Raw genomic sequence first — 21,817 nt, 5'->3', positions numbered from 1 at the left:
GGTCGTATTGCTACGGTGCCCGACCCATCAGGAGCGTACCGGACTTTGCGGGCCGCTCGTCCGCATGGGCGGCACGCCTGGGCGTGCGCCGCACATCTGCGGGACCGGGTCGGGAACCAAACCTGTTGTCAAAGAAAACAATCCACCACGCGGCAGCGCCGTCCACGCGGCCGGGACGGCTGGTCCTCAGGGTGTCGCGGCCTCCTCGGTGTCAAGCCAGGCGCGGTTGCCGTACGCGTCCAGATGCGTCACCTGCTCGACCGGTTTGCGGGTGGTGGGACCGTACTTGCCGCGCGGCCATCCGAGCGGCACCACGCAGCACGGGGTGACGGATCGGGGCAGGCCGAGAATCCTGCGCGCGGAGGCCCTGCTCCACAGCGGCAACGTGATCAACGATGCGCCGAGCCCCATCGCGCGCGCCGCGAGCAGCAGATTCTGCACGCTGGGGTAGATCGATCCCCAGTAGCCCGACAGCGACGCGTGGGGCATCAGGGCGTACGGCACACCGCCCTCGCGAAGGCGCAGCCGCAGGCACGCCACCACGAGAACGGGAACCTCGGTGAAATGGTCCACCTGCCACTGCACCGCGCGCACGGTCTTGGCCATCGACTCGTCGCGGCGGACGGCGCGCCACAGCACCGATAAGTAGTACGCCCGCCACGCCTCGCGGTAGCGGCGCGCCAGCTTCTTCTTGACCCTGGGGTCCTTGACGACGATGAACTCCCAGTTCTGGCCGTTGGCGCCGGTCGGCGCGCGCAGCGCCAGCTCGATGCACCGCAACACCAGCGCGTCGTCGACGGGGTCCGGGTGGACTCGTCGCACCGCACGCTGCGTCATCATCGCCTCGTGCAGTGGCATGTCCAGCCCGCCGAGCGCGTCGCCGGCGGTGGGTGCGGTGACGTCAGCCATGCTCGGCGATCCAGTTGGTGGTGAAGTTCTGGATCTCGGGGATGCCCTCGGCGAACTGGCGTGCGATGTGCCGCTCGATCTTGCTGCCCACCAACGGGACCCGGAAGTCGACGGTCGCGGTGAAGTCCAGCCGCGAGCCCGTCCCCGACGGTGCGAGCACGGCCACCCCGCTACCCGACCCCAGTGCCGCGGGCGCCGCGACGCTGACCGTCCCCCGCACCTCGTCGCCGACCCGCTGCCACGTCTCGTCGTGCCGGATCCGCAGGTCGCCCGGCGCGAGGTTGGCGATCATCCCCGGCAGCAGCTGCCTGCCCAGGTGCTGGATGATACCCACCCGCACGGTGCCGTCGACGTCGACGGTCAGGGTGTCCAGTGTGCTGTCGACGCCGAACGCGGCGAACCTGGCCAGCCAGTAGTCCTGCCCGCCGAACGCCGCGTGGACCTGCTCGACGCTGGCGGGCGACGCGACGGACACGTCGAATGAGCTCGACATCCGGCGCCTACCGTCCTTCGTCCGCCGTCGGCGCAGCCCCGAACAACCGGTCGGCCAGACCGGCGGCGAAACTGCGCGCCTGTCGCAACTGCTCAGGCTGGACATTGGTGGGTGGGATGGGCACGCCCAGGTAGCGGTCCCGGTACTCACCGCTGCCCAGGTAGCTGGTCAGCGAGAGCATGGAGCGAATCTGGTCGCCGGGGTAGGTGAAGTGGATCTCGTCGACGTAGCGGCCGCCCTGCCGCTCGGCGAGTTCACGCACCTCCGCGACATTGCGCTTCCAGTCGTGACGGCTGACGACGAACACGGCGAATGGTTTGTCCGCCAGAAGCTTTCGCGCTTCGCCCGACGCCAGGAACGACCGCAGCGGCATGCTGACGGTCTGCCACCAGGTGGGTGACCCGATGCAGATCAGGTCGTACTCGTTGTCGCGCACCTGGTCAGGGGTGCGGATGTCGCCGCAGGACCGGCGCGTCTGGGCGGCAAGGATGCTGAGCATGTCGGGCCAGACGCGTCGCATCGGAAAGCGGGAGAAGCGTTCGGCGAACCGGCCGTCGGTGAACTCGATCGGTGCCTCGTGCACGTCGAAACCCCGCTCGCGGAACACCTGCCCCGCGGCCTCGAGCACCTTTTTCGATTGTCCCGAGTACGTGTAGTAGAGCAGCAGCACCCGTTTGGGCCGCTCGCCAGCCGCTGGATCGGTCGCGTCTGTCATCGCACCTCCCCTGGTCGATCCCCGCTGGATCGAACTCCCCCGGCGCGAACCCAGTCCGTCCGCCGGCGTGACACTCCATGTCCTTGCGCACTAGCCTCGACCATGTGACCGACAAGGCTTCCGTCGACCTGAGCGGTCCGGCGCAGACGATGCTGGCGACGCTGTATCTCAAGGCGATGGATGCCGATTTCGACCGGCCGGTACTCGGCGACCGCTTTGCCAAGGAAGCGCTCAGCCGCATCGATTACGACTGGGGCAAGGTCGGCATGACCGCCAGATGGGCTCCCCTGATCACCGTGCGCACGGCGCAGTACGACCTGTGGACCACCCAGTTCATGGCCGTGCACCCGCAGTGCACCGTCGTACATCTCGGCTGCGGGCTGGACAGCAGGGTGTTTCGGCTGGATCCGGGTCCCGGCGTGCAGTGGTACGACGTGGATTTCCCCGCCGTCATCGCGTTGCGCGAGAAGACCTATCCCGCTCGCGCCAACTACCACCTCCTCGCCACGTCCGCGACCGACCAGTCCTGGCTCGACCGGATTCCCGCCGACAACCCGGTGCTGCTGCTGGCCGAGGGCATCAGCATGTACCTGACCGAGGCCGAGGGGATCGCGCTGCTCCGCCGCGTCGTCGACCGCTTCGGATCCGGCGAGTTGCAGATCGACTTCTACAACTGGCTCGCCATCAAATCCCAAGGGGCGCAGACGTTGATGCGGCGCACCGGCTCGACGGTGCACTGGGCGGTCAACGGCCCGCGGGACATCCTGGACCGGTTGCCCGAAGCCCGGTTGCTCAGCGCCGTAACGTTTTTCGATGCGGCGACGTTCCGCCGGGCCCCCACGGGATACCAGGTGGCCAAACGTCTGGTCCGGATCGCTCCGCCGGTGCGCAGGACGCTGCAGTACCACCGCTACGCGTTCGGACCCGCCGGCGATCCGCGTCATCGCTGACGCTCCCCCGCAGCGGTGGCCAGGATCGACAGGACGACGTCGACCGAGCGCTGCGCCTCCGGCGCATAGGTGTGGTGTTCGATGGCCAGCCGGTCGCCGAAGATGCCGACTGTGTACATGTCGATGGTGGTCGACGCCCGGTAGATGTCGGATCGCCAGTCGTCGACGTGCAGATCCGGCGGCGTGGGCAACACGGGGGTGCGGCCGAAGTTCGTCGAGGAGACGACATCGGGAAGACCCCGCGGCCCCTGGTCGTACTGCGGCTTGAAGTGCAGCATCGATTGCTGGACGACACCGTCGGTCAGGTCGGCCTGGAAGTTCTCGGCGATGTCTCTGGCCAGCCCGACCAGCGTGGTGTCCCTGGTGATCGCGGCCAGGTAGGTGGCCATACCCAGCGGGTTGGTTGCGCTGGTCAGCGGCACCGGCGGGTCGAGCAGCATGCGCAGGTCGACCACGTACACGTACGGAATCGGTATCTCGGGGGTGTCCCGAATCTGCCACTCGGCCAGCAGGATCGCCGCCGACACCAAGGGGTTGAGGAACAGCCGGTGGGCCCGGCCGAACTCCATCACGGCCGTCGTCTCCGCCTGACTCAGGCGGCCCCTGCCGGTGGGTGCCTGCGCGGGCCTGGTGGGGTCGTCCAGCTGCGCGGGCACGCGCGGCGGCGGCAGCTGGTGGGCGAACATCGCGGGCATGAACCGCTCGAGGCCCGACCGTGGCCGCTTCCCCAGACCGCGCTGCGTCAGCACGGTCTCCAACGGTTCCGGCGCGGGCTGGGCCACGATGGGGCCCGGGTCCCCGCTGCGCACGACCTCGGTGTACCGGGTGAACAGCTCGAACAGCAGGCCCGCCGCGTGGTTGCCGTCGGCGATGCTGTGGTGGACGAAGAGCGCCACCTCGGCCCGCCCGTCGCCGGGCCTGACCATCAGGTTGATCAGCGACACACCCGGGTCGAGTTCGAACCCGCCTGCCCCCGGCATGATCTCCCCGCCCTCGGGGACCAGCCAGATTCCGGGGTGCATCAGGTCGTCGGTGACGATCTCGTGGCCGCCGTCGGCCGCCGGCTCGAGGTGACCGGACAGCATCGGGTGGGACTCCAGCAGCGCGTCGAACGCAATCGACATCGCGTCGACGTCGAACGGCCCCGACAGGTAGAGGGTGGTGGCCCCGTAGGTGATGCTCTGCGCGTACCACTCCTCGCTGGGCGCCAGCTTGCGAATGACTGCGCCTGGAAACGTCATCGGATTCCCTTCTCGCGGCTGCGCCGCATCATCCGCGCATGCTCGCCCTGCGGTAGCCGAGCGCCATCGGGACCAGGCAGACCGCGATGATCCCCGCCGACCACAGCAGCGTCTGGACGACGGGCACCAGCACCGGACCCCCCAGCGACAGCCCGCGCATCGCCTCGATGACACAGCTGACCGGCTGGTGCCGCACGATCGGCTGAACCCATTCGGGGAACTGGTCGAGCGGCACGAAGCCGGTGGAGAAGAACATCAGCAGCGCCCAGATGCCCTCGGTCAACTCGACCATGACGGTGGACGCCGTGTAGAGCGCCAGGGTGATCACGGCCGCCGAGAACGCCACGCCAAGCAGCATCGGCATGAACAGCCACGCCACCGCGGCCAGCGGTCCCTGCTCGAATCGGAATCCGAGTGCGATCCCGACGCACATGATGGCCGCGGTGAGGACCACGATCCGGACGGCATCGGCCAGCAACCGGGCCAGCAAACCGGCCGGCCGGTGCACCGGCAGCACCCACAGACGCGCCAGCAGGCCGTCCGCGCGTTCGCGCACCAGGCCGATCCCGCCGACCATCGCGCCGGTCATCGCGCCGACCATCGCCGCGAGCGGGACACTGCCGTACAGCGCGCTGTCACCGGTGACCTGGGCGATGCCGTCGCCCAGAACGATGTCCAGCCCCACCAGCAGCGCCACGGGCATGAGCAGCGATTCGGCCACGGTGGCCTGGTCGCGGCTCCACCGGCGCAGTATCCGGCCCGTGAGCACAAGCGTCTCGGAGAGCAGCCGCCGCGGTCCGCCGGCATGCGTCCGCCGCTGTCGATGCGCACCACCCGAGGTCGCCGGGCCGACGCCGGCGAACCCGTTGCGGACCTCGAATGCGGTGTCCTGCGGAATGATCGACATCAGCGCCGCCTCGAAGCGACAAAGCCGTGCAGCGGAATCACGACCAGGATCAACCCGATGGCCCAGGCCAAGGCGGGTCCGATCGTGGACAGGTTCACCGCTCCCGCCGCGGGTGTGCTGTCACTCGCCAGCACCCGAAGCCCGACGACGAACTGCGATATCGGCTGATTCCTGACGAACGGCTCGATCCAGTCGGGGAATCCTTCCACCGGTTGCAGACCCACCGAGAGAAGGCCGAACACCAGCTGCGGCACCAGCAGCAGCGGCGCCGTGGCCTCCGGATTCTTACTCACCTCGCCGATCAGGTCCCCGAGGAAGGACAGCGCGGCGCCGATCAACAGCGCCAGCAGACAGAACGCCACGGTGTGCACCGGACCGCCGTGGAACCGGAAGCCGATCACGTGGGCGCAGATCAGCGCCACCGTCAACGCGAGGGAACAGCGGTACAGGCTGGCCGACATGCGCGCGGCCAGCGGGGTCAGCCGGACGATCGGCATGGTCCGCAGCCGCCGGTTCATCCCCTGGACCGAGTCGGTCGCGGATCGGAACGCGGCCGACACCGCGGCGAATGCGATCGCCTGCAGCACGATCAGGGGCGTCAGGAACTGCGCGTAACTGCTCCAGCCCAGCGCGAAGGCGCCCATCATCTGCTTGAGCGGGATGTAGAAGCCGACCGTGAACATCACCGACGCCGCGGCCTGCGTGAACATTTCCCCGTTGCGCAGCGTGGGCTTGATTACCCGAAGGGTCAGCACCCACCACTGCGTCGGGGTGGACGTCGCGGGCCTCGCGGCGACCGGAACGGGTGAAACACCGATCACGACAGCACATCCGCGTCTATTCGGGCCTCCGGCGCGTCGGTGGCGCGCTGAGCGGTCAGCGCGAAGAACACCTCGTCGAGTGAGGGCCGGCGCAGCGCGATGTCGAGGACGTCGATGTCGGCGGCGTTCAACCGGTGCAACGCCTCCGCGAGCGTGTGCGGACCGTCGGGTGCGGGCATCGAGACGCGGTTGGACTCGATTTGCACGGCGGCCCTACCCCGTTCCGGCAGCAGCGAACCCAGCAGGTCGGCCACGGCGGGCAGGTCGGCGGGGTCGCGCGGCACGATCTCGCAGAACGTCGCTCCGGTGCGCTCCTTGAGTTCGTCGGCCGTGCCCTCCGCGATGATCTCACCGTGATTGATCACGATGATGCGGTCGCTGAGGGAGTCGGCCTCCTCGAGGTACTGCGTGGTCAGCAGGGTGGCGATGCCCGCCTCCTTGAACTCGGAGACCAGGTCCCAAATGCTCTGCCTGCTACGGGGATCCAGCCCGGTGGTGGGCTCGTCGAGAAAGACCACCTCGGGCCGCACCACCAGACCGCATGCGATGTCGATGCGCCTGCGCATGCCACCGGAGTAGGTGCTGACGTTGCGGTCTGCGGCCTTCACCAGGTCGAAGTGCTCGAGGAGTTCCTCGGCGCGGGTTTTGGCCTGCTGCTTCTTGAGCCCCTGCAGGCGGCCGAACAGCACCAGGTTCTCGCGGCCGGTGAGCATGTCGTCGAGGGCCACGTGCTGGCCCGTGAGCATGATCGACCGTCGCACCCCGGCCGGGTCCGACATGACGTCGTGCCCGGCGACGATCGCGCGGCCGCGGTCGGGACGCGTCAGCGTCGACAGAATGTCGACCGTGGTCGTCTTGCCCGCCCCGTTGGGGCCGAGGAAGCCGAGCACCTCACCCCGCCCGACCTCGAAGCTGATGTCGTGCAACGCCTGGACCGATCCGAAGGCCTTGCCGATACCGTCGACGACGACGGCCTTGTCAGTGTCAGACATTCGACTCACCCGTCGCTCGAAAGGTCAACCAGGACGAGTTCCTCACCGAGTGAGTCGATCTCGTCCTCCGTCAGGGCAGCGGTGGACAGTTCCACCACGGCGGCGGAGAACGCCCCGGCAAGCGCCTGCACCGCGGCGCGGTCGACGCGCCGGGTGTCATGCCACCAATCCATCTGCAGTTCGCCGCGCGACCGGTAGATGCGCAGCTCGATCGCGTGGCCGAGGCCGGGGATCGCCTCACGCGCGGGCATCGCGGTGTCGGTGTCGAACCGGACCGGAGCGTCGTCGGACAGCGCCGACGCCAGTTCGGGAACCGTGCCCAGGTAGGAGAAATGGATGTCGGCCGGCCGCGCCGCGCCGAGCACCCGGGCCGTCGGGGCATACAGGTAGCGCAGCAGTCCGTAGCCGATTCCGTGGTGCGGGACGGCCTTGAGCGTGTCGTGGACGTCGCCCACCAGATCCCGCACGCTCGTGTGGTCGGCCGTGCAGCGCAGGGCGACGGGATAGACGGTGGTGAACGCACCGACCGTCCTGCGAACGTCGACGTCGGGTTTGAGCACCGGCCTGCTCGACCCCACCAGGTCGACGCCGAGCGCGCCCTCCCCCACTGTGGTGGCGACGGCGCGGGCCAGCGCGGCGAGCAGGATCTCCTCGATCGGCGACCGCAGGCTGCCGCGGGCGTCGTCGAGGCCGCTGGTCTGCTCGGCGGTCAGCGCCGAGGCCACCCGCTCCAGATCGCTCGCCGCGGGCCGGTCAAGGTCCCCCGAATCGGCGATGGTTACCGTCGGCGCGGTCGCGGACTCCAGCCAGTACTCCCGGCTGTCCAGCACCGCGGGATGCGCCCCGAGTTCCGCGCAGCGTTGTGACCACTCCCGCCAGGACGTCGTGACCGGTTGCAGCGCAATGTCTGCCCCGGACAGCCGCTGGCCGAATGCGGTGAAAATGTCGGCCAGCAGGATGTCGCGCGACGCGTCGTCGCTCACCGCCCCGTGCAGGCCGAGCGCCAGATACCCCGGACCGCCCTCCGCACCGCGGATGTAGGTGGCGCTCAACGGGCCGCTCGACAGATCGTGGTCGCGGAGCCGCTCGGCGAGGATGCCGAGAACGGCGTCACGCTCCTGCTCGCTGCCGGCTGCCGCCTCGGCGGGCAGCGCTCGTTCGCCCAGCGCCGCGAACTCGTCCGCCTCGCCGAGGTGCTGCTCCCAGGTGCCCGCCCGCTCGACGAGCCGCAGCCGCAGGGCGTCGTGCACGTCGGTCACGGCGGTGAGCACCGCGCGGACGTCGTCGACCCCGACGTCGCTGCGCAGCTGCAGGATCAGCGGCGTGCACCATTGACCCCGGTCGCGCAGGCCCCGCTCCAGGAAGTACTCGATGCTCGGCGGAACCGGCGGGTGCGCAACGTCTTTCGGCGACTGGTGAGCCAGGCCGCCTTCGGCGTACCTGGCGGTGAGGATCGCCGCGAGCCCGGCAACGGTCTGGTTCTCGTAGAGGTCCTGGGGGGTCAACTCCAGCCCCTCGTTGGCCGCGGACATCGCGACGCTGATGGCGATCAGCGAATCCCCGCCCAGTTCGAAGAAGTTCGCGTTCGGGTCCACCGAACCGATGCCGAGACACTGCGACCAGATCCGCTGCAGGGTGGCTTCCAGTCCGGGCTTGCCGTTGGCGCCCGGATGTCCATCGGCCGACCCGGCCTGCGATGCCGGCCCGGCCTGCACGTTTCCGGGCGCGCCGTCCTCATCCCACACCCTGGCCCGGTGCTCCACCCAATGCCGCTGCCGCTCAAAGGGATAGCCAGGCAGCGTCACCCGGTGCGGTGCGCGGCCCGCCGCGAGCGGCGTCCAGTCGACGTCGACGTCGGCCGACCACAGCTGGCCCAGCGCCAGCAGGAATGCATCGCGGTCGTCGCGGTTCTGGGCATGGTGGCGCATCAGCCGAACGGCGCGGTGCTGCGGCGACCACCGCGAGTGCCGCGCCGCCGATGCGGTCAGCGTGCCGCCGGGGCCGACCTCGACCAGAACGCGGGACGCGGCGCCCAGCAGCACGTCGATCTCGTCGGAGAACCGCACCGTGGCCCGGATCTGGCGGGCCCACCGCGCGGGGTCGGTCGCCTCATCGCCGGTCATCCAGGTCCCGGTGATGTTGGACAGCAACGGAATCTGCGGTTCGCGCAGCGTCAGGCGGGACAGGAACGCGGTGAACTCCTCCACCACACCGTCCATCAGCTGCGAGTGGAACGCATGCGACGTGCGGACCCGGCGAGCGACGATGCCGTGTCCGGCCAGCCGGCTCTGGAACTCGCGGATACTCGCGTCGGTCCCCGCGACGACGCAGCTGCCGGGATCGTTGACCGCGGCGAGGTCGACGTCGGGCGTGAGGTACTCGGCGATGGCATCCGGCTTCTGCGCCACCGCCACCATGACACCCGCCGGTGCGGCGTGCATCAGGCGCGCGCGCACCGAGACCGCCCTGATCGCGGTCGGCAGATCGAAGACCCCCGCGATCGTCGCCGCGGCGTATTCGCCGATGCTGTGGCCCGCCATCGCGGCGGGCCTGACCCCGTAGGACTCGATCAGCTTCGCCAGGGCGTACTCGACCGCGAACAGCGCGGGCTGGGCGAGTTCGGTGCGTTCGAGGTCGCGCCCGGTGCCCTCGAAAATCGCTGCGCGAAGGTCGATCCCCATCTCGTCGGCGAACCCGGCCGCGCACCGATCGAAGTGCTCTGCGAAGACGGGCTCCGCCTCGTGCAGGCCGCGCGCCATCCCGACGTGCTGAGCGCCCTGCCCGGGGAACAGGAAGGCGACCCGGTCGTGGCCCCCCTCCGGATCGGCCGTGACGGCGTCGCCCACGAACACGTTCTCGTGGTCGGGCGCGCCGAGCACGGTCGCTGCCTGCTGCTGATCGCCGACCACCGCGGCCAGCCGGACGTTCTCCTTGCGGCGACCCGCGAGGGTGGACGCGACATCCGCCATGACGAACACGTCGGCGGGGTCGGCCAGTTCGGCGGCCAGGGCACCGCGGGCGTGCGTGAGGGCTTCCGGCGTCCGCGCCGACAGCAGCAGAACCTGCGGGCCGTCCGTGGCGGCTGCGGCCGGCGTCCCCGGCGCCTCTTCCAGCACGATGTGGACGTTGGTGCCGCCCACTCCGAACGAGCTGACCCCGGCGCGGCGCGGGCCGTCCCATTCCCAGTCGCTGTACTGCGCGCGTATCTCGAACGGGCTGCGGTCGAGGTGCAGCTCCGGGTTGGGGCTGGTGTAGTGCAGGGTGCCGGGCAGGCCGCGGTTCTCCAGGCACAGAATGGCTTTGACGAGCCCGGCGATCCCGGAGGCCACCTCCAGGTGGCCGATGTTGGACTTGACCGAACCGAGCACACACGGGCCGGACCTGACCGCCCCGGACAGCGCGAACGCCTGCCGCAGCCCTTCGATCTCGATCGGATCCCCGAGCGGGGTGCCGGTCCCGTGCGTCTCGACGTAGCTGACGCTCGACGAGTCGATATCGGCCACCGCGTGGGCCTCGGCGATGACCTCGGCCTGGCCTGCGGCGTTGGGGGCCGCGTAGTTCATCTTCGTCGATCCGTCGTTGTTGACGGCCGACCCCCTGATCACCGCGTGGATGCGGTCTCCGTCGTCGAGGGCGTCCTGCAGGGGTTTGAGCACGATGACGGCGACCCCGCTGCCGAAGATGGTGCCGTCGGACCTGACGTCGAACGGGCGGCAGTGACCGGTCGCCGACACCATCGAGCCGGGTTCGTGCCAGTATCCGACGCGGTGCGGCACCCGGACCGACGCCGCACCCGCCAGCGCCATATCGCATTCGCCGCTCAGGATGCTCTGGCACGCCAGGTGCACCGCGACCAGTGACGACGAGCACGCCGTCTGTACCGACAGCGCCGGGCCGCGCAGATTGAACTGATGCGACACCCGGGTGGCCAGATAGTCCTTGTCGTTCTGCAACGACAGGTTGATCATGTCGAAGCTGGCGCCCTGGCCGATGATTCGGTTGGGGTCGTGGTGGGACATCAGGTTGTGCAGCAGATAGCCGCTCGCCGAACTGGTTCCGAAAACCCCGATGGCGCCGTCGAATTCCGCCGGTTCGCAGCCGGCGTCCTCCAGCGCGTGCCACGCGCACTGCATGAACATGCGGTGCTGGGGATCGAGCATGCGGGCGCCCTGCGGGGTGAAGCCGAAGAACTCCGCGTCGAACGCGTCGATGTCGTCGAGCAGGGCCGCGCGCCGCACATACGCCGGTGTCGCAAGCGCCTTCTCGCCGACACCGGAGGCGAGAAGGTCGTTCTCCGACAGGGTGACGATCGATTCCTTGCCCCGGCGCAGATTCCGCCAGAACGCCGACACCGAATCGGCACCGGGGAATCGTCCCGCCATGCCGACGATCGCAATGGCGTTGGCCGGCACCGGGTTCGACCCGGATCCGAGGCTGTTCACGTGCGTTGTCCTGCCTTTCGCTGCGTCGCGGCCCGCTGCCGCGCTGCGGCACGTTGACGGGCTCGATCGCCCAGTCCGTGCGCGGGCCCGCCGGAGTCCTGTCCGGTCAGGCCGAGATGTGCAATGAGTTCCGCTGTCAGGTCCTGCAGGGAAGCGCCCTGCAGCAGCAGCGCCACCGGCGGTTCCACCCCGAAGTCCCCGCGGGCGGTGTTCCTGATCCGCACGGCCATCAGCGAGTCCATACCCAGCTCGATCAGGGGCTGGGTGTCCTGGATCGCCGCGCCGTCGGCGTAGCCCATGACCGCCGAGATCCGTTCGCGCAGCCGGTCGATGATGACCCGGCGGGCCTCCGCGGGATCCAGTTCACGCAGCGCCTCCGGGCCCGGCCAGTCACCGCCGTCGGTGACCGCGTCCAGTTCGGCGATCACGTTCGCGAAGTAGCCGAGTTCGCGGATCTCGGGGAAGGCGGCCGACGCCCGGTCCAGACGCAGCCGCGCGACGCCCGCCCTGCCCAGGTCGCCTGCCAGCAACACCTCAAGCGCCTCGGTACCTTCGGCGGGACTGATGGGATCGAGCACGTTGAACTTCAGCGCGCGGGCCACACCGACCTCGGACCACTGGCCCCAGTTGATCGACAGCCCGGGCAGACCCGCCGCCCTGCGCCAGGCGACGAGGGCGTCGAGCCACGCGTTGGCCGAGGCGTAGGCCCCCTGGCCCGGCGATCCGAGCAGGGAGGCCACCGACGAGAAGGCGACCCACCAGTCGAGCTCTCGCGTCGCGGTGGCTTCGTGCAGCCGCAGGGCGCCACCGACTTTCGGTGCCCACACACGTTCGAGGCTGTCGCGGCCCAGCGCGGCCACCAGACCGTCGTCGATCACGGCGGCCCCGTGGATCACGCCGCGCAGCGGCAGCCCGGTCCCCTCGGCCGCGGCCACCAGCTGTTCGGCCACCCCCGCCGCGGCGATATCTCCTGCCACGTAGTCGATTTGCACGCGGTCCCCGAGCGCGGCCAGGCCGGCTCGCTGCTCCTCGGTCGCATCGGATCGACCGTTGAGGATCACCCGTCCCGCGCCGCGGTCGACGAGCCATCGGGCCACCACCAGGCCGAGGCCGCCCAGACCGCCGGTGACGACGTAGGAGCCGTCGCGGCGGACCACGCGACCGGGGCCATCCGTGCCCAGCGTCGCGCGGGACAGCCGCTCGACGTAGCGCTGCCCGCCACGCCAGGCGATCACGTCATCGCTGCTCGCCGCACCCAGTTCGGTCACCAGGGTCACGACGGGCTCGTGGGCCGTGTCCAGATCGACGACGGCCGCGTGCAGGTCCGGGTGCTCGTAGGCGAGCACCCTGATCAGACCCTTGAGCGCACCCGCGGTGGGGTCGCCCGCCTGGCCGCCCTGCACGGGCAGACCGTCGCGGGTGACCACCCACAGCCTCGGCGACTTTCCGTGCCAGCCGCCCGCCAGCGCACGCACGGTCGCCGACACGGCCCAGATCATCTCGCGCGCAGGGGCGATCGGATCCCCGGTGCCGGTGCCGGTGAATGAACCCTGCCCGGCGAAGATCACCACGCCGACGGGCGGCAGGGCCGGATCCGCCGCGGCCTCGGCGAACGCGGCGAGCACCGCGGCCTCATCGGACAGGTCCTCGCTGATCACCCGCCGGTCGGGCGAGCCGAACTTCGAGACGAACTCGGTGACCAGCGCTGAGGCATCGCGATCGGCCGACAGCACCAGCCAGCTGCCCGCGGGGGCACCCGTCGACTCCGCCCCGCCCTGCAGCGCGGCGTTCACCCAGGTGGTGTCGAAGACCTTCTGCGCCAGGGGCAGCGGCACCGTCCGCCGTTCGACTCGGCGCAGATACACCCCGGTGATCTCGGCGGTCGGCGTGCCCGCCTCGTCCATCAGAACGATGCGGCCCAGCTTGCCGGCACCGTCGTCGCCGAGGCTGGTCATCTCGGCGCGGCAGCGGGCCCGCCGCCCGACCTCGCCGAACAGGCGCACCCGTTCCATCGAGACGGGCAGGTAGGTGACCTCACCGGAATCCGTCACCGATTCCGACGGCGCGGAGGCCGCCAGGGTCTGCAGCGCCGCGTCGAGCATCACCGGATGGATCAGGAAACTGCGGCTGGGCGCCGCCTCGTCGGGCAGCACGATGTCGGTCTCCGCGGAGCCGCCCGGCGCCCGGACGATCCGCGTCAACGCCGCGAACGCCTGACCGTGATAGGCACCGGTGCGGCGCAGCGCGGCGTAGAAGTCGGGGACCGCCACGGCGTCGCCCGCCTCTGCGGACCGGATGGGAGCCTCCCCGGGACCCGACTGCTGACCCGGTTCGACCCGGGCCACCGCATGGCGGGTCCAGCCGCCACCCGTTGCGCGGGAATGGATTTCGACCCGCAGCTCGTCGTCGGCGGTCCTGGTGAGCTGCGTGGTCAGCTGCGTCGACGCGTCCAGCGGAAGCATCTGCTCGACCTCGAGCCGATGCAGCACGATGGACTGGGCGGGCAGGCCGAGCGCTTCGCTGCCCGCGGCCAGAGCGATCTCCGCGAAACCGGCGGCGGGCATCACCACCTGGCCGTGCACCTTGTGGTCGGCCAGCCACGGGTGGAGGTCGGTCCCCACCTGCGCCTGCCAGATGTGGTCACGGCCCGACGGCAGTTCGACGTGGGCGCCCAGCAGGGGATGCGCGCCGGACAATCCCTGCCCGGCGGGCCGGGTCTTGACCCAGTAGCGGGTGTGCAGCCAGGTATGCGGGATGTCCACGAGGCGTCCGCACTCACCAGTGGCGTGCGTCGCACCGGCGGTATGGGTCGCACCGGGCGGCCGCACGGCGGCCAGATTCGTGCCGAACGTGAGCGCCTCGGGGTTGCTGGCGGCCGCATCGGTGACCGACTGGGCGAACCGGACGGGATTGCGCAGGTTCGCCACCCAGTAGTCGGCGTCGAATACGGGCGCCTCGCCGCCGGTGTGGCCCACGGTGCTCAGCAGCGGGATCTTCGGCACCATCGGCGCCAAATCCTGCAGCGCACTGCGCAATTCGGACAGTATCGGGTCAACCGTCGGGTGATGGGACGCCACGTCGACCTCGACGCGCCTGGCCAGCCGGTTCTGCGCGGAGACCGCCGCGATCACGGCGTCGACCTGTTCGGGCGACCCCGCGATGACCGTCTGCTCGGGCGATGCGTAGACCGCCAGCGTGACGTTGTCCGTGGCGTTTCCGCCGTCGGCGATCACTGCCTCGGTCGCGGCCGCGTCCAGCTCCAGCAGCGCCATGGCACCCTGCCCGGACAGCCGGGCCATCAGCCGCGATCGGGTGGCGATCACCTTGAGACCGTCGGCGGCGGTGAGCCCGCCGGCCACCACGGCCGCGGCGACCTCGCCCATCGAATGTCCGATCACCGCATCGGGTTCCACCCCGCGCGAGCGCCACAGCTCGGTCAGCGCCAGCTGGATGCCCACCAGCACCGGCTGGATCCGGTCGATGCCGACCACCGGCTCACCCGCTTCGAGCACGCCGCGCAGCGAAAAGCCGGTCTCTGCAACGAACAGCGGTTCCAGCTCGTCCACCGCCGCGGCGAAGGCGGGTTCCTCGGAGAGCAGTCGGCGGCCCATCCCGGCCCATTGCGAGCCCTGCCCGGAGTACAGGAAGACGGTGCCAGGGCCGGGCGTGCGGTCCCGCGGTTCGACGATGCCGGGGCCCGACCCGCCCGTGGCCAGCGTGCGCAGTCCGGCGACCGCCTGCGCGCGGTCGCCTGCGCTGACCGAGGCCGATGTGGCATACCTGGTGCGGTGGTGGTTGAGGGTGTGCGCCACCTCGGCAAGGGGCACCGTGGCCCCGTCGCCGGACAGCCAGTCCGCGAGCATCCCCGCCGTTGCGGCCAGCCGCTCGGATGTCTTGCCCGACACCACCAGCGTCGTGATCGTGGGTTGCGGCTCGGCCGGGGCGCCCGCCGGATCCGGGCCCTGTTCGAGCACCACGTGAGCGTTGGTCCCGCCGAGGCCGAACGACGACACCGCGGCGCGGCGCGGACCTGAGCTTTGCGGCCACTCGACGGGCTGCGTCGGAACGAACAGCCGCGTCGAGGACGCATCGATCGACGGATTCCATTGCGTGAAATGCAGATTCGGCGGAATCGCGGCGCGCTGCACCGACAATGCGGCCTTGATGAATCCGGCGATCCCCGCGGCGCCTTCGAGATGGCCGAAGTTCGACTTGACGGCGCCGAGGGCACACGGGCCCTCGCCCTGCCCGTAGATGGCGGCCAGCCCGTCGAACTCGATCGGATCGCCGAGACCGGTGCCGGTGCCGTGGGTCTCGACATAGTTGACCGAAGCCGCCGTCACGTCCGCGGAGCGCAGCGCCCGGGTGAGCACGTCGCGCTGCGCAGGTGCGTTCGGCGCGGTCAGGCCGTTCGAGCGGCCGTCCTGATTGACCGCGGATCCGCGCACCACCGCAAGCACCTGGTCGCCGTCGCGCACCGCGTCGGTGAGCCGTTTGAGCACCACGACGCCCGCACCCTCACCGCGCACGAAGCCGTCCGCGCCCGCATCGAAGGACCGGCACCGGCCACGGGGTGAGAGCATGCCCCACTTCGACAGTGCGAGTTGGGTTTCCGGTCGCAGGATGAGGTTGATCCCGCCCGCCAGCGCGAGGTCGGCCTCCCGCAGCCGCAGGCTCTGGCAGGCCAGGTGGATGGACACCAGCGACGATGAGCACGCGGTGTCGACCGCGACCGCGGGGCCGCGCAGGCCGAGCAGATAGGCGATCCGTCCCACCGCGACGCTGTGGGCGTTTCCGGTCGCCGAGTACGCGTCGATGCTGTCCGGGTCGATGGCCGAAATCGCTTGGTACTCGGAGTAGTACACCCCCATCATGACGGCGCCCCTGACCCCGCCGACCTTGTCGGGTGCGATGCCGGCGTGCTCGAGGGCCTCCCAGGCCACCTCGAGCAATACGCGCTGCTGGGGATCCATGGACTCCGCCTCGCGCGGCGAGATGCCGAAGAAGTCGGCGTCGAAACCCGCGACGTCGGGGATGAACCCGCCCCACTTCGACGCCATCCGCCCCGGCGCGAAGGGATCCGGGTCGTAGAGTGCGTCGGCGTCCCAGCGGTCCGGCGGCACCTCGCCGATCGCATCGCGGCCCTCGGTCAACAACTCCCAGTAGCTGTCCGGCCCGACCACGCCACCGGGGAAGCGGCAACCGATGCCCACCACCGCCACCGGTTCGGCCGAGGCGATCCGCGACGCCTTGTCGAACTGCTCGACGAGCGCGGTCCGCTGCGGTGCGCTCATGCCGGAGATCCGGCTGAATGCAGTCCTCATCCCAGCCTTTCCGAAAGTTGCTGGAGGAGTTCGACTTCGCTGAGATTGTCGTAGTCGTCGACGCTCTCCTCGCCTGCCGCCTCGATCAGATCGGGCAGCGTGGTGGCCACGTAGCCGACCAGCGCGTCGACACTCGGATAGTCGAAGACCACCGACGCGGGCAGCGATGTCCCGATGCTCGCGCTCAGCGACCGCTGAAGCGTGACACTCATCAGTGAATCCATGCCCAGTTGGAAGAATCCCACCGACGTGTCCAGCGACTGGGGCGAATCCAGTCCCATCGCCGCCGCCACCAGCGTGACGACGCGGTCGGTCAACAGATCTCGGCGGCCCTCCGGTTCGCATTCGCGCAACGCGTCGAGGAACTCGGTGCTGGCTCCCGGCGTGATCTCACCGGCGTCCGCCAGCGGCAGCAGATCCTCGACGATGCGCAGCGCGGTGCGGGTGTGGTAGGCCGTCGCCAGCCGGTTCCAGTCGGCCGCGACGATGGTGGCGCCGGCCGGTGACCCCGGGCCTGCGACGGTCCCCAGCGCCCGGATGGCGACGTCGTCGGGCATGGGCTCGAGTCCGGATTCCAGCGTCACCCGCACCTCCTCGTCGCTCTGGGTGTCCGAAAGGGATTTCCAGAGGCCCCAGTTGATGGCGGTGCAGGGCAGCCCGGCCGCCCGGCGCGCGTAGGCGAACGTGTCGAGGAAGGTGGTCGTGGCCGTGTAGTGGGCCAGCCAGCGCGAGCCGAGCAGTCCCGAGATCGACGAGAACAGCACGAAGTGCGTCAGCGGCTGCCCCAGCGACAGCGTGTGCAGCACCGACAGCACGTCCAGCTTCGGCCGGAACATCGCGGTGACGTCGTCGTCCGTCATATCGCGCAGGGTCACCGGTCCGCCGCCGAACGCCGCGAGGAAAATGCCGCCGAGCGGGGGCAGATCCGCGCCGAAGCGGTCGAACAGCGCCGTCATCGCGGCCTCGTCGGCCGCGTCGGCGGCCACGGTCACCAGCGACGAGCCTTCCGGAAGGCTGTTGGCCACCTCGTCCAGACGGCTCCCCGGGTTCCGCGACACCGCGACGATGGTCGCGGCGCCCATGTCCGCCAGCTGCCGGATCAGGTAGGGCCCGATGTTGCCGGTGGCGCCGACGACCAGATAGCAGGCGTCCTTGTCGAGCCGGGTCGCCGGTGCCGCGGGTGCGGCGGCCGGGCGCAACCGCGGGACGCGGCGCGCACCGGCGCGGTACACAACCTGGTCCTCGCCGTCGCCGCCCGCTTCGGCAAGCACGTATCGGCCCGCCACCTGCGCGGGCACCGACTCGTCCAGGTCGATCACTGCACCCCAGATCTCGGGGTGCTCCAGCGCCAGGGTGCGACCGAGGCCCCACAGCACCGCATGGCCGGGATTGGCCCGATCGCCCTCTTCCAGCGGCTGGGCGTTGCGGGTGAGCAGGAACATCCGGGCGGGCGACGGCGTCGCCGCCAGTGTCGCGGCGAGCCGCCGGCCCGCGTTGAACAGGCGGTACCCCGCCGCCGGATCGGTATCCGCTGCGGCGACATCCGGTGCGTAGAGCACCCTGTCGACACCGGCGAGCGCCTGCGCCAGCGCAGCCGGGTCGCCGTCGGCGTCCAGCAGTGCGGTGGGCACCGCGGTGACCCGAGCGTCGGCGCCCGCACCGCGGGTGATCTCGGCGGCGAGCGCGGCGGCGCCGATCACCAGCCACCGGCCACCGCTGGCCGACTCGGCCGCAGGCAACGCGCGTTCCGGCCACGCCATGGCGTGATACCAGGTGGGCGGGAACGCCTCGCCGGCTCCCGGGGCCGCATAACCGACGGTCTCGGTGCTCCGTGCCGCGCTCAGGGCACGCCGCACGTTGACCCAGTGGCGGCTCCGATGCCACGTCGTGGTCGGCAACTTCACGTGCGGTTCCGGCGGATGGGGCGTGGCCGGCGGGCGGCCGGTGTGCGTGGCATTGAGGTTGGTGTGGAACGTGCGGGTGTCGTCGGTGTCACGACGCAGCGTTGCGATGGTGTGGTGATGGCGATCGGCCAGGGTCTCCCCGATCGACTGACTCATCATCGGGTGGGGGCTGATCTCGATGAAGGTGTGGTGGTCGTCGGCCGCGAAGGTGACGGCCTGGGTGAACCGAACGGCGTTGCGCACGTTGGCCGCCCAGTAGTCGGCGTCGAACACCGGTGTCACGCTCGGGTCGTCGTAGACGGTGGTGATCATCGGGATCGCCGGGGTCCGGTGGTTCAGATCGGCAAGTGCCGCACGCAATTCCGGCAGGATCGGATCCATGATCGGGTTGTGCGACGCCACTTCCATGTTGACGCGGTTGGCGAACCGGTTCTGCTCGCGCACCGTGGCCATCACGGCGTCGACCTCGGCGGGCGGTCCCGCGATCACCGTCTGCCGCGGCGAGGAGTAGACGGCGAGGGTGACCTGCGGATGGTCGGCGATCAGCGCCGCGGTCTCGTCCGCGTCGAGGCCGAGCAGCGCCACCGCGCCCTGGCCGGCCAGCCGTGACATCAGCTGAGACCGGATCGCGATCACCCGCAGTCCCTCGTTGACGGTCAGGGCGCCTGCCACCACGGCCGCGGCGACCTCGCCCATCGAGTGGCCGATGACGGCGTCGGGTTCCACCCCGTAGGACCGCCAGAGCTTCGTCAGCGCCAGCTGCAGACCCATCAGCACCGGCTGCACCCGGGCGTCGCCACGCAGTTCGTTGTCGCGCGCGGCACGCACTCCCGCCCGCGCGGCCATCCGCGCCGCCGCGCGGCGCGACGACGGTGCGGGCCGATCGCTCCCGTTCAGGCTCACCTCACCATTCGGGCTCACCGGCTGGGTGCCCGCGATCACCTGGTGCAGCGAGAAGCCGACCTCGGCGACGAACGCCGGCTCCAGTTCGTCGATCGCCGCCGCGAAGGCCGGTTCGTCGATCAGCAGCTGCCGGGCCATCCCCGTCCACTGCGAGCCCTGACCGGAGTACACGAACACCGTGCCGGGGCCGCACGGACCGTCGTGCGGGCCGACGACGCCCTCGGCGGCGGTTCCGGAGGCGAGTGCCTGCAGACCCGCCACCGCCTGGGCGCGGTCGCGCGCACACACCGTGGCGAACGTGGGGTAGCCGTCGCGGTGGTGGTTGAGGGTGTGGGCGACCTCGGTCAACTCGACGCCTGCGCCGTTGCCTTCCATCCAGCCGGCCAGCGAGCCCGCCGCCGACGCGATGCGTTCCGCGGACTTACCCGAAACCACGATTGTGGTCACCGGCGGCTCGAACTCCGGTTCATGTTGGGCCGCAACGGGTTCGGGCGCCTGCTCGAGCACGATGTGCGCATTGGTGCCGCCAAACCCGAACGACGAAACGCCTGCCCGTCGGGGGCGGCCCGTCGACGGCCAATCCGTCTCCTCGGCAACGACTTTGAGCCGCAGCTTGTCGAAAGGGATGTGCGGATTGGGTGTTTCGAAACCCATGTTTGCGGGCACCTGGGCACGCTGCAGGGCCAGCACGGCCTTCATGAAGCCCGCGACGCCCGCTGCCGACTCGAGGTGTCCGAGGTTCGTCTTGACGGCGCCGATCAGCAGCGGAGCGCTCTGCGCGCGTCCGCGGCCGAGGACCGTGCCGAGGGCGCGCGCCTCGATGGGGTCGCCGAGCAGGGTGCCGGTCCCGTGGGTCTCCACGTAGTCGACCTCGTCCGGGCGCAGCCCCGCGTTGGTGTAGGCCAGGCGCAGCACCGCCATCTGCGCCGCGGGGTTGGGAGCCATCAGCCCGTTGGACCGGCCGTCCTGATTGACCGCCGACCCGCGAATCACCGCCAGCACCCGATCCCCGTCGCGGACGGCGTCGGAAAGCCGCTTGAGCACCGTGACGCCGCACCCCTCGCCGCGGACGAACCCGTCGGCGCTGGCGTCGAACGCGTGGCACCCACCCGACGTCGACAAGGCGCCCGCCTGGTCGAAGCCGTGGAAGATCGCGGGCGACAACAGCAGGTTCACCCCCGCGGCGATGGCGAGATTGGAATCCCCCGCGCGCAGGCTCTGGCACGCGAGGTGCACCGCGACCAGCGAGGACGAGCACGCGGTGTCCACCGTCATCGACGGGCCGCGCAGGTCGAGGAGGTAGGAAAGACGGTTCGCGATAATGCTCAGTGCGGCGCCGACGTTGTTCCACGCGTCCACCGAGGGCAGGTCGCTGGACGCCAGATACCCGTAGTCAGGGGTGCTTGCGCCGACGAACACGCCGGTCTGGGAATGACGCAGGGAACTCGGCGGTGTGCCCGCGTGTTCCAAAGCCTCCCAAGCGACTTCGAGCAACAGCCGCTGCTGGGGATCCATCTTCGCGGCTTCCCTGGGCACGATGTCGAAGAAGTCCGCGTCGAAGCCGTCGATGTCACTGAGGAACGATCCCCATCGTGTGGTGCGCGCCAGCGCCGCGGCCACCTCGGGCGAGCCGTCGTCGAATGGCGACCAGCGCTCCGGTGGCACCTCCGTCACTGCGGACCGCCCGTCGGCGAGGAACTGCCAGAACGCCTCCGGGTCGGAGATGTCACCGGGGAAGCGGCAGCCCATGCCGATGATCGCGATCGGCTCATCGCCGAAGCGCTGGTTCTGGTCCGGCACCGGGACGTCGGATTCGGGTTCGGAGCCGCTGAGGAAGCGGGCCAGCCCGTTGATCGACGGGTGCTGCCAGAACTCCACCGGGGACACCGGCCTGCCCATCAGCTCGGACAGCTCACCGGACAGCACGACGGCGTCGCGCGAGCCGACACCCAGGTCGTGCATGGAGGCGTCGGGGTTGACGTCGTCGGGGCTGCAGCCGATGTTCGTCACCAGATAGTCGACCAGCCAGTGCCGAAGCGCGGCCTCGTCAAATGAAGCCGTCATGCCGTCACCTCGTGCGGGTCTGAGCCTTGCGAATCCACCATCGGCATGGGAACAACCTTTCCTTCAACTCTCACCGTTTCCGTCGCCGGGTACACCACCCGGCGGGGCCGGCATCACATCGCGGGCACCCGACGCCGGAGCCGAGCGCGGCG

11 protein-coding genes are annotated in these 21,817 nt (G+C 70.2%); 1 reads left to right on the top strand and 10 read right to left on the bottom strand.

The annotated features are described in order from the left end of the window. Positions 1-186: 186 nt before the first annotated feature. From ADBZ6K_RS01540 to ADBZ6K_RS01530, 3 genes are read right to left on the bottom strand one after another with little or no spacing between them, the layout of a single operon-like run. Complete coding sequence (locus ADBZ6K_RS01540) at positions 187-909, bottom strand: nitroreductase family protein (RefSeq protein WP_526344054.1); 723 nt, start codon at positions 907-909, stop codon at positions 187-189. After that, positions 902-1,402 (bottom strand): DUF2505 family protein, encoded by a 501-nt coding sequence (locus tag ADBZ6K_RS01535; protein WP_526344053.1) that lies wholly within the window; start codon positions 1,400-1,402, stop codon positions 902-904. The genes ADBZ6K_RS01540 and ADBZ6K_RS01535 overlap by 8 nt, the downstream gene beginning before the upstream one ends. A 7-nt stretch (positions 1,403-1,409) precedes the next feature. Continuing rightward, positions 1,410-2,117 (bottom strand): flavodoxin family protein, encoded by a 708-nt coding sequence (locus ADBZ6K_RS01530; RefSeq protein WP_526344052.1) that lies wholly within the window; start codon positions 2,115-2,117, stop codon positions 1,410-1,412. Between the two features lie 104 nt (positions 2,118-2,221). Between ADBZ6K_RS01530 and ADBZ6K_RS01525 the strand changes: the two genes are divergently transcribed. Next, positions 2,222-3,067: a class I SAM-dependent methyltransferase gene (locus ADBZ6K_RS01525; RefSeq protein WP_526344051.1), complete on the top strand. Its 846-nt coding sequence runs from the start codon at positions 2,222-2,224 to the stop codon at positions 3,065-3,067. Here ADBZ6K_RS01525 and ADBZ6K_RS01520 read toward each other — a convergent pair. From ADBZ6K_RS01520 to ADBZ6K_RS01490, 7 genes are read right to left on the bottom strand one after another with little or no spacing between them, the layout of a single operon-like run. Next, positions 3,058-4,308: a phthiocerol/phthiodiolone dimycocerosyl transferase family protein gene (locus ADBZ6K_RS01520; RefSeq protein ID WP_526344050.1), complete on the bottom strand. Its 1,251-nt coding sequence runs from the start codon at positions 4,306-4,308 to the stop codon at positions 3,058-3,060. The two genes, ADBZ6K_RS01525 and ADBZ6K_RS01520, sit on opposite strands and share 10 nt — an antisense overlap. A 28-nt stretch (positions 4,309-4,336) precedes the next feature. Continuing rightward, positions 4,337-5,215 carry an ABC transporter permease gene (locus ADBZ6K_RS01515; RefSeq protein WP_526344049.1) on the bottom strand — a complete coding sequence of 293 codons (879 nt, stop codon included), beginning with the start codon at positions 5,213-5,215 and terminating at the stop codon, positions 4,337-4,339. Next, positions 5,215-6,036, bottom strand: a complete 822-nt coding sequence (locus tag ADBZ6K_RS01510) for an ABC transporter permease (protein WP_526344048.1) — start codon at positions 6,034-6,036, stop codon at positions 5,215-5,217. The genes ADBZ6K_RS01515 and ADBZ6K_RS01510 overlap by 1 nt, the downstream gene beginning before the upstream one ends. After that, positions 6,033-7,028 (bottom strand): efflux ABC transporter ATPase subunit, DrrA-related, encoded by a 996-nt coding sequence (locus ADBZ6K_RS01505; RefSeq protein ID WP_526344047.1) that lies wholly within the window; start codon positions 7,026-7,028, stop codon positions 6,033-6,035. The genes ADBZ6K_RS01510 and ADBZ6K_RS01505 overlap by 4 nt, the downstream gene beginning before the upstream one ends. Before the next feature lie 5 nt (positions 7,029-7,033). Further along, on the bottom strand, positions 7,034-11,470 hold the full coding sequence (locus ADBZ6K_RS01500; RefSeq protein ID WP_526344046.1) for a type I polyketide synthase: 4,437 nt from the start codon (positions 11,468-11,470) through the stop codon (positions 7,034-7,036). Continuing rightward, positions 11,467-16,794 (bottom strand): type I polyketide synthase, encoded by a 5,328-nt coding sequence (locus ADBZ6K_RS01495; RefSeq protein WP_526344045.1) that lies wholly within the window; start codon positions 16,792-16,794, stop codon positions 11,467-11,469. Before ADBZ6K_RS01495 ends, ADBZ6K_RS01500 begins: the two co-directional genes overlap by 4 nt. After that, complete coding sequence (locus tag ADBZ6K_RS01490; RefSeq protein WP_526344044.1) at positions 16,791-21,665, bottom strand: SDR family NAD(P)-dependent oxidoreductase; 4,875 nt, start codon at positions 21,663-21,665, stop codon at positions 16,791-16,793. Before ADBZ6K_RS01490 ends, ADBZ6K_RS01495 begins: the two co-directional genes overlap by 4 nt. Positions 21,666-21,817: the final 152 nt, after the last annotated feature.

This window comes from Mycobacterium sp. (assembly GCF_044223235.1).
In the GTDB taxonomy this organism is placed as follows: Bacteria; Actinomycetota; Actinomycetes; order Mycobacteriales; family Mycobacteriaceae; genus Mycobacterium.
Note: the sequence above shows the minus strand (reverse complement) of the source record. Positions and strands in the feature narration are given on the sequence as shown.

Coding starts and splice junctions, on each gene's coding strand:
- ADBZ6K_RS01540 (WP_526344054.1), bottom strand. CDS start 909: ATGGCTGACGTCACCGCACCCACCGCCGGCGACGCGCTCGGCGGGCTG.
- ADBZ6K_RS01505 (WP_526344047.1), bottom strand. CDS start 7,028: ATGTCTGACACTGACAAGGCCGTCGTCGTCGACGGTATCGGCAAGGCC.
- ADBZ6K_RS01495 (WP_526344045.1), bottom strand. CDS start 16,794: ATGAGGACTGCATTCAGCCGGATCTCCGGCATGAGCGCACCGCAGCGG.
- ADBZ6K_RS01530 (WP_526344052.1), bottom strand. CDS start 2,117: ATGACAGACGCGACCGATCCAGCGGCTGGCGAGCGGCCCAAACGGGTG.
- ADBZ6K_RS01520 (WP_526344050.1), bottom strand. CDS start 4,308: ATGACGTTTCCAGGCGCAGTCATTCGCAAGCTGGCGCCCAGCGAGGAG.
- ADBZ6K_RS01515 (WP_526344049.1), bottom strand. CDS start 5,215: ATGTCGATCATTCCGCAGGACACCGCATTCGAGGTCCGCAACGGGTTC.
- ADBZ6K_RS01535 (WP_526344053.1), bottom strand. CDS start 1,402: ATGTCGAGCTCATTCGACGTGTCCGTCGCGTCGCCCGCCAGCGTCGAG.
- ADBZ6K_RS01490 (WP_526344044.1), bottom strand. CDS start 21,665: ATGACGGCTTCATTTGACGAGGCCGCGCTTCGGCACTGGCTGGTCGAC.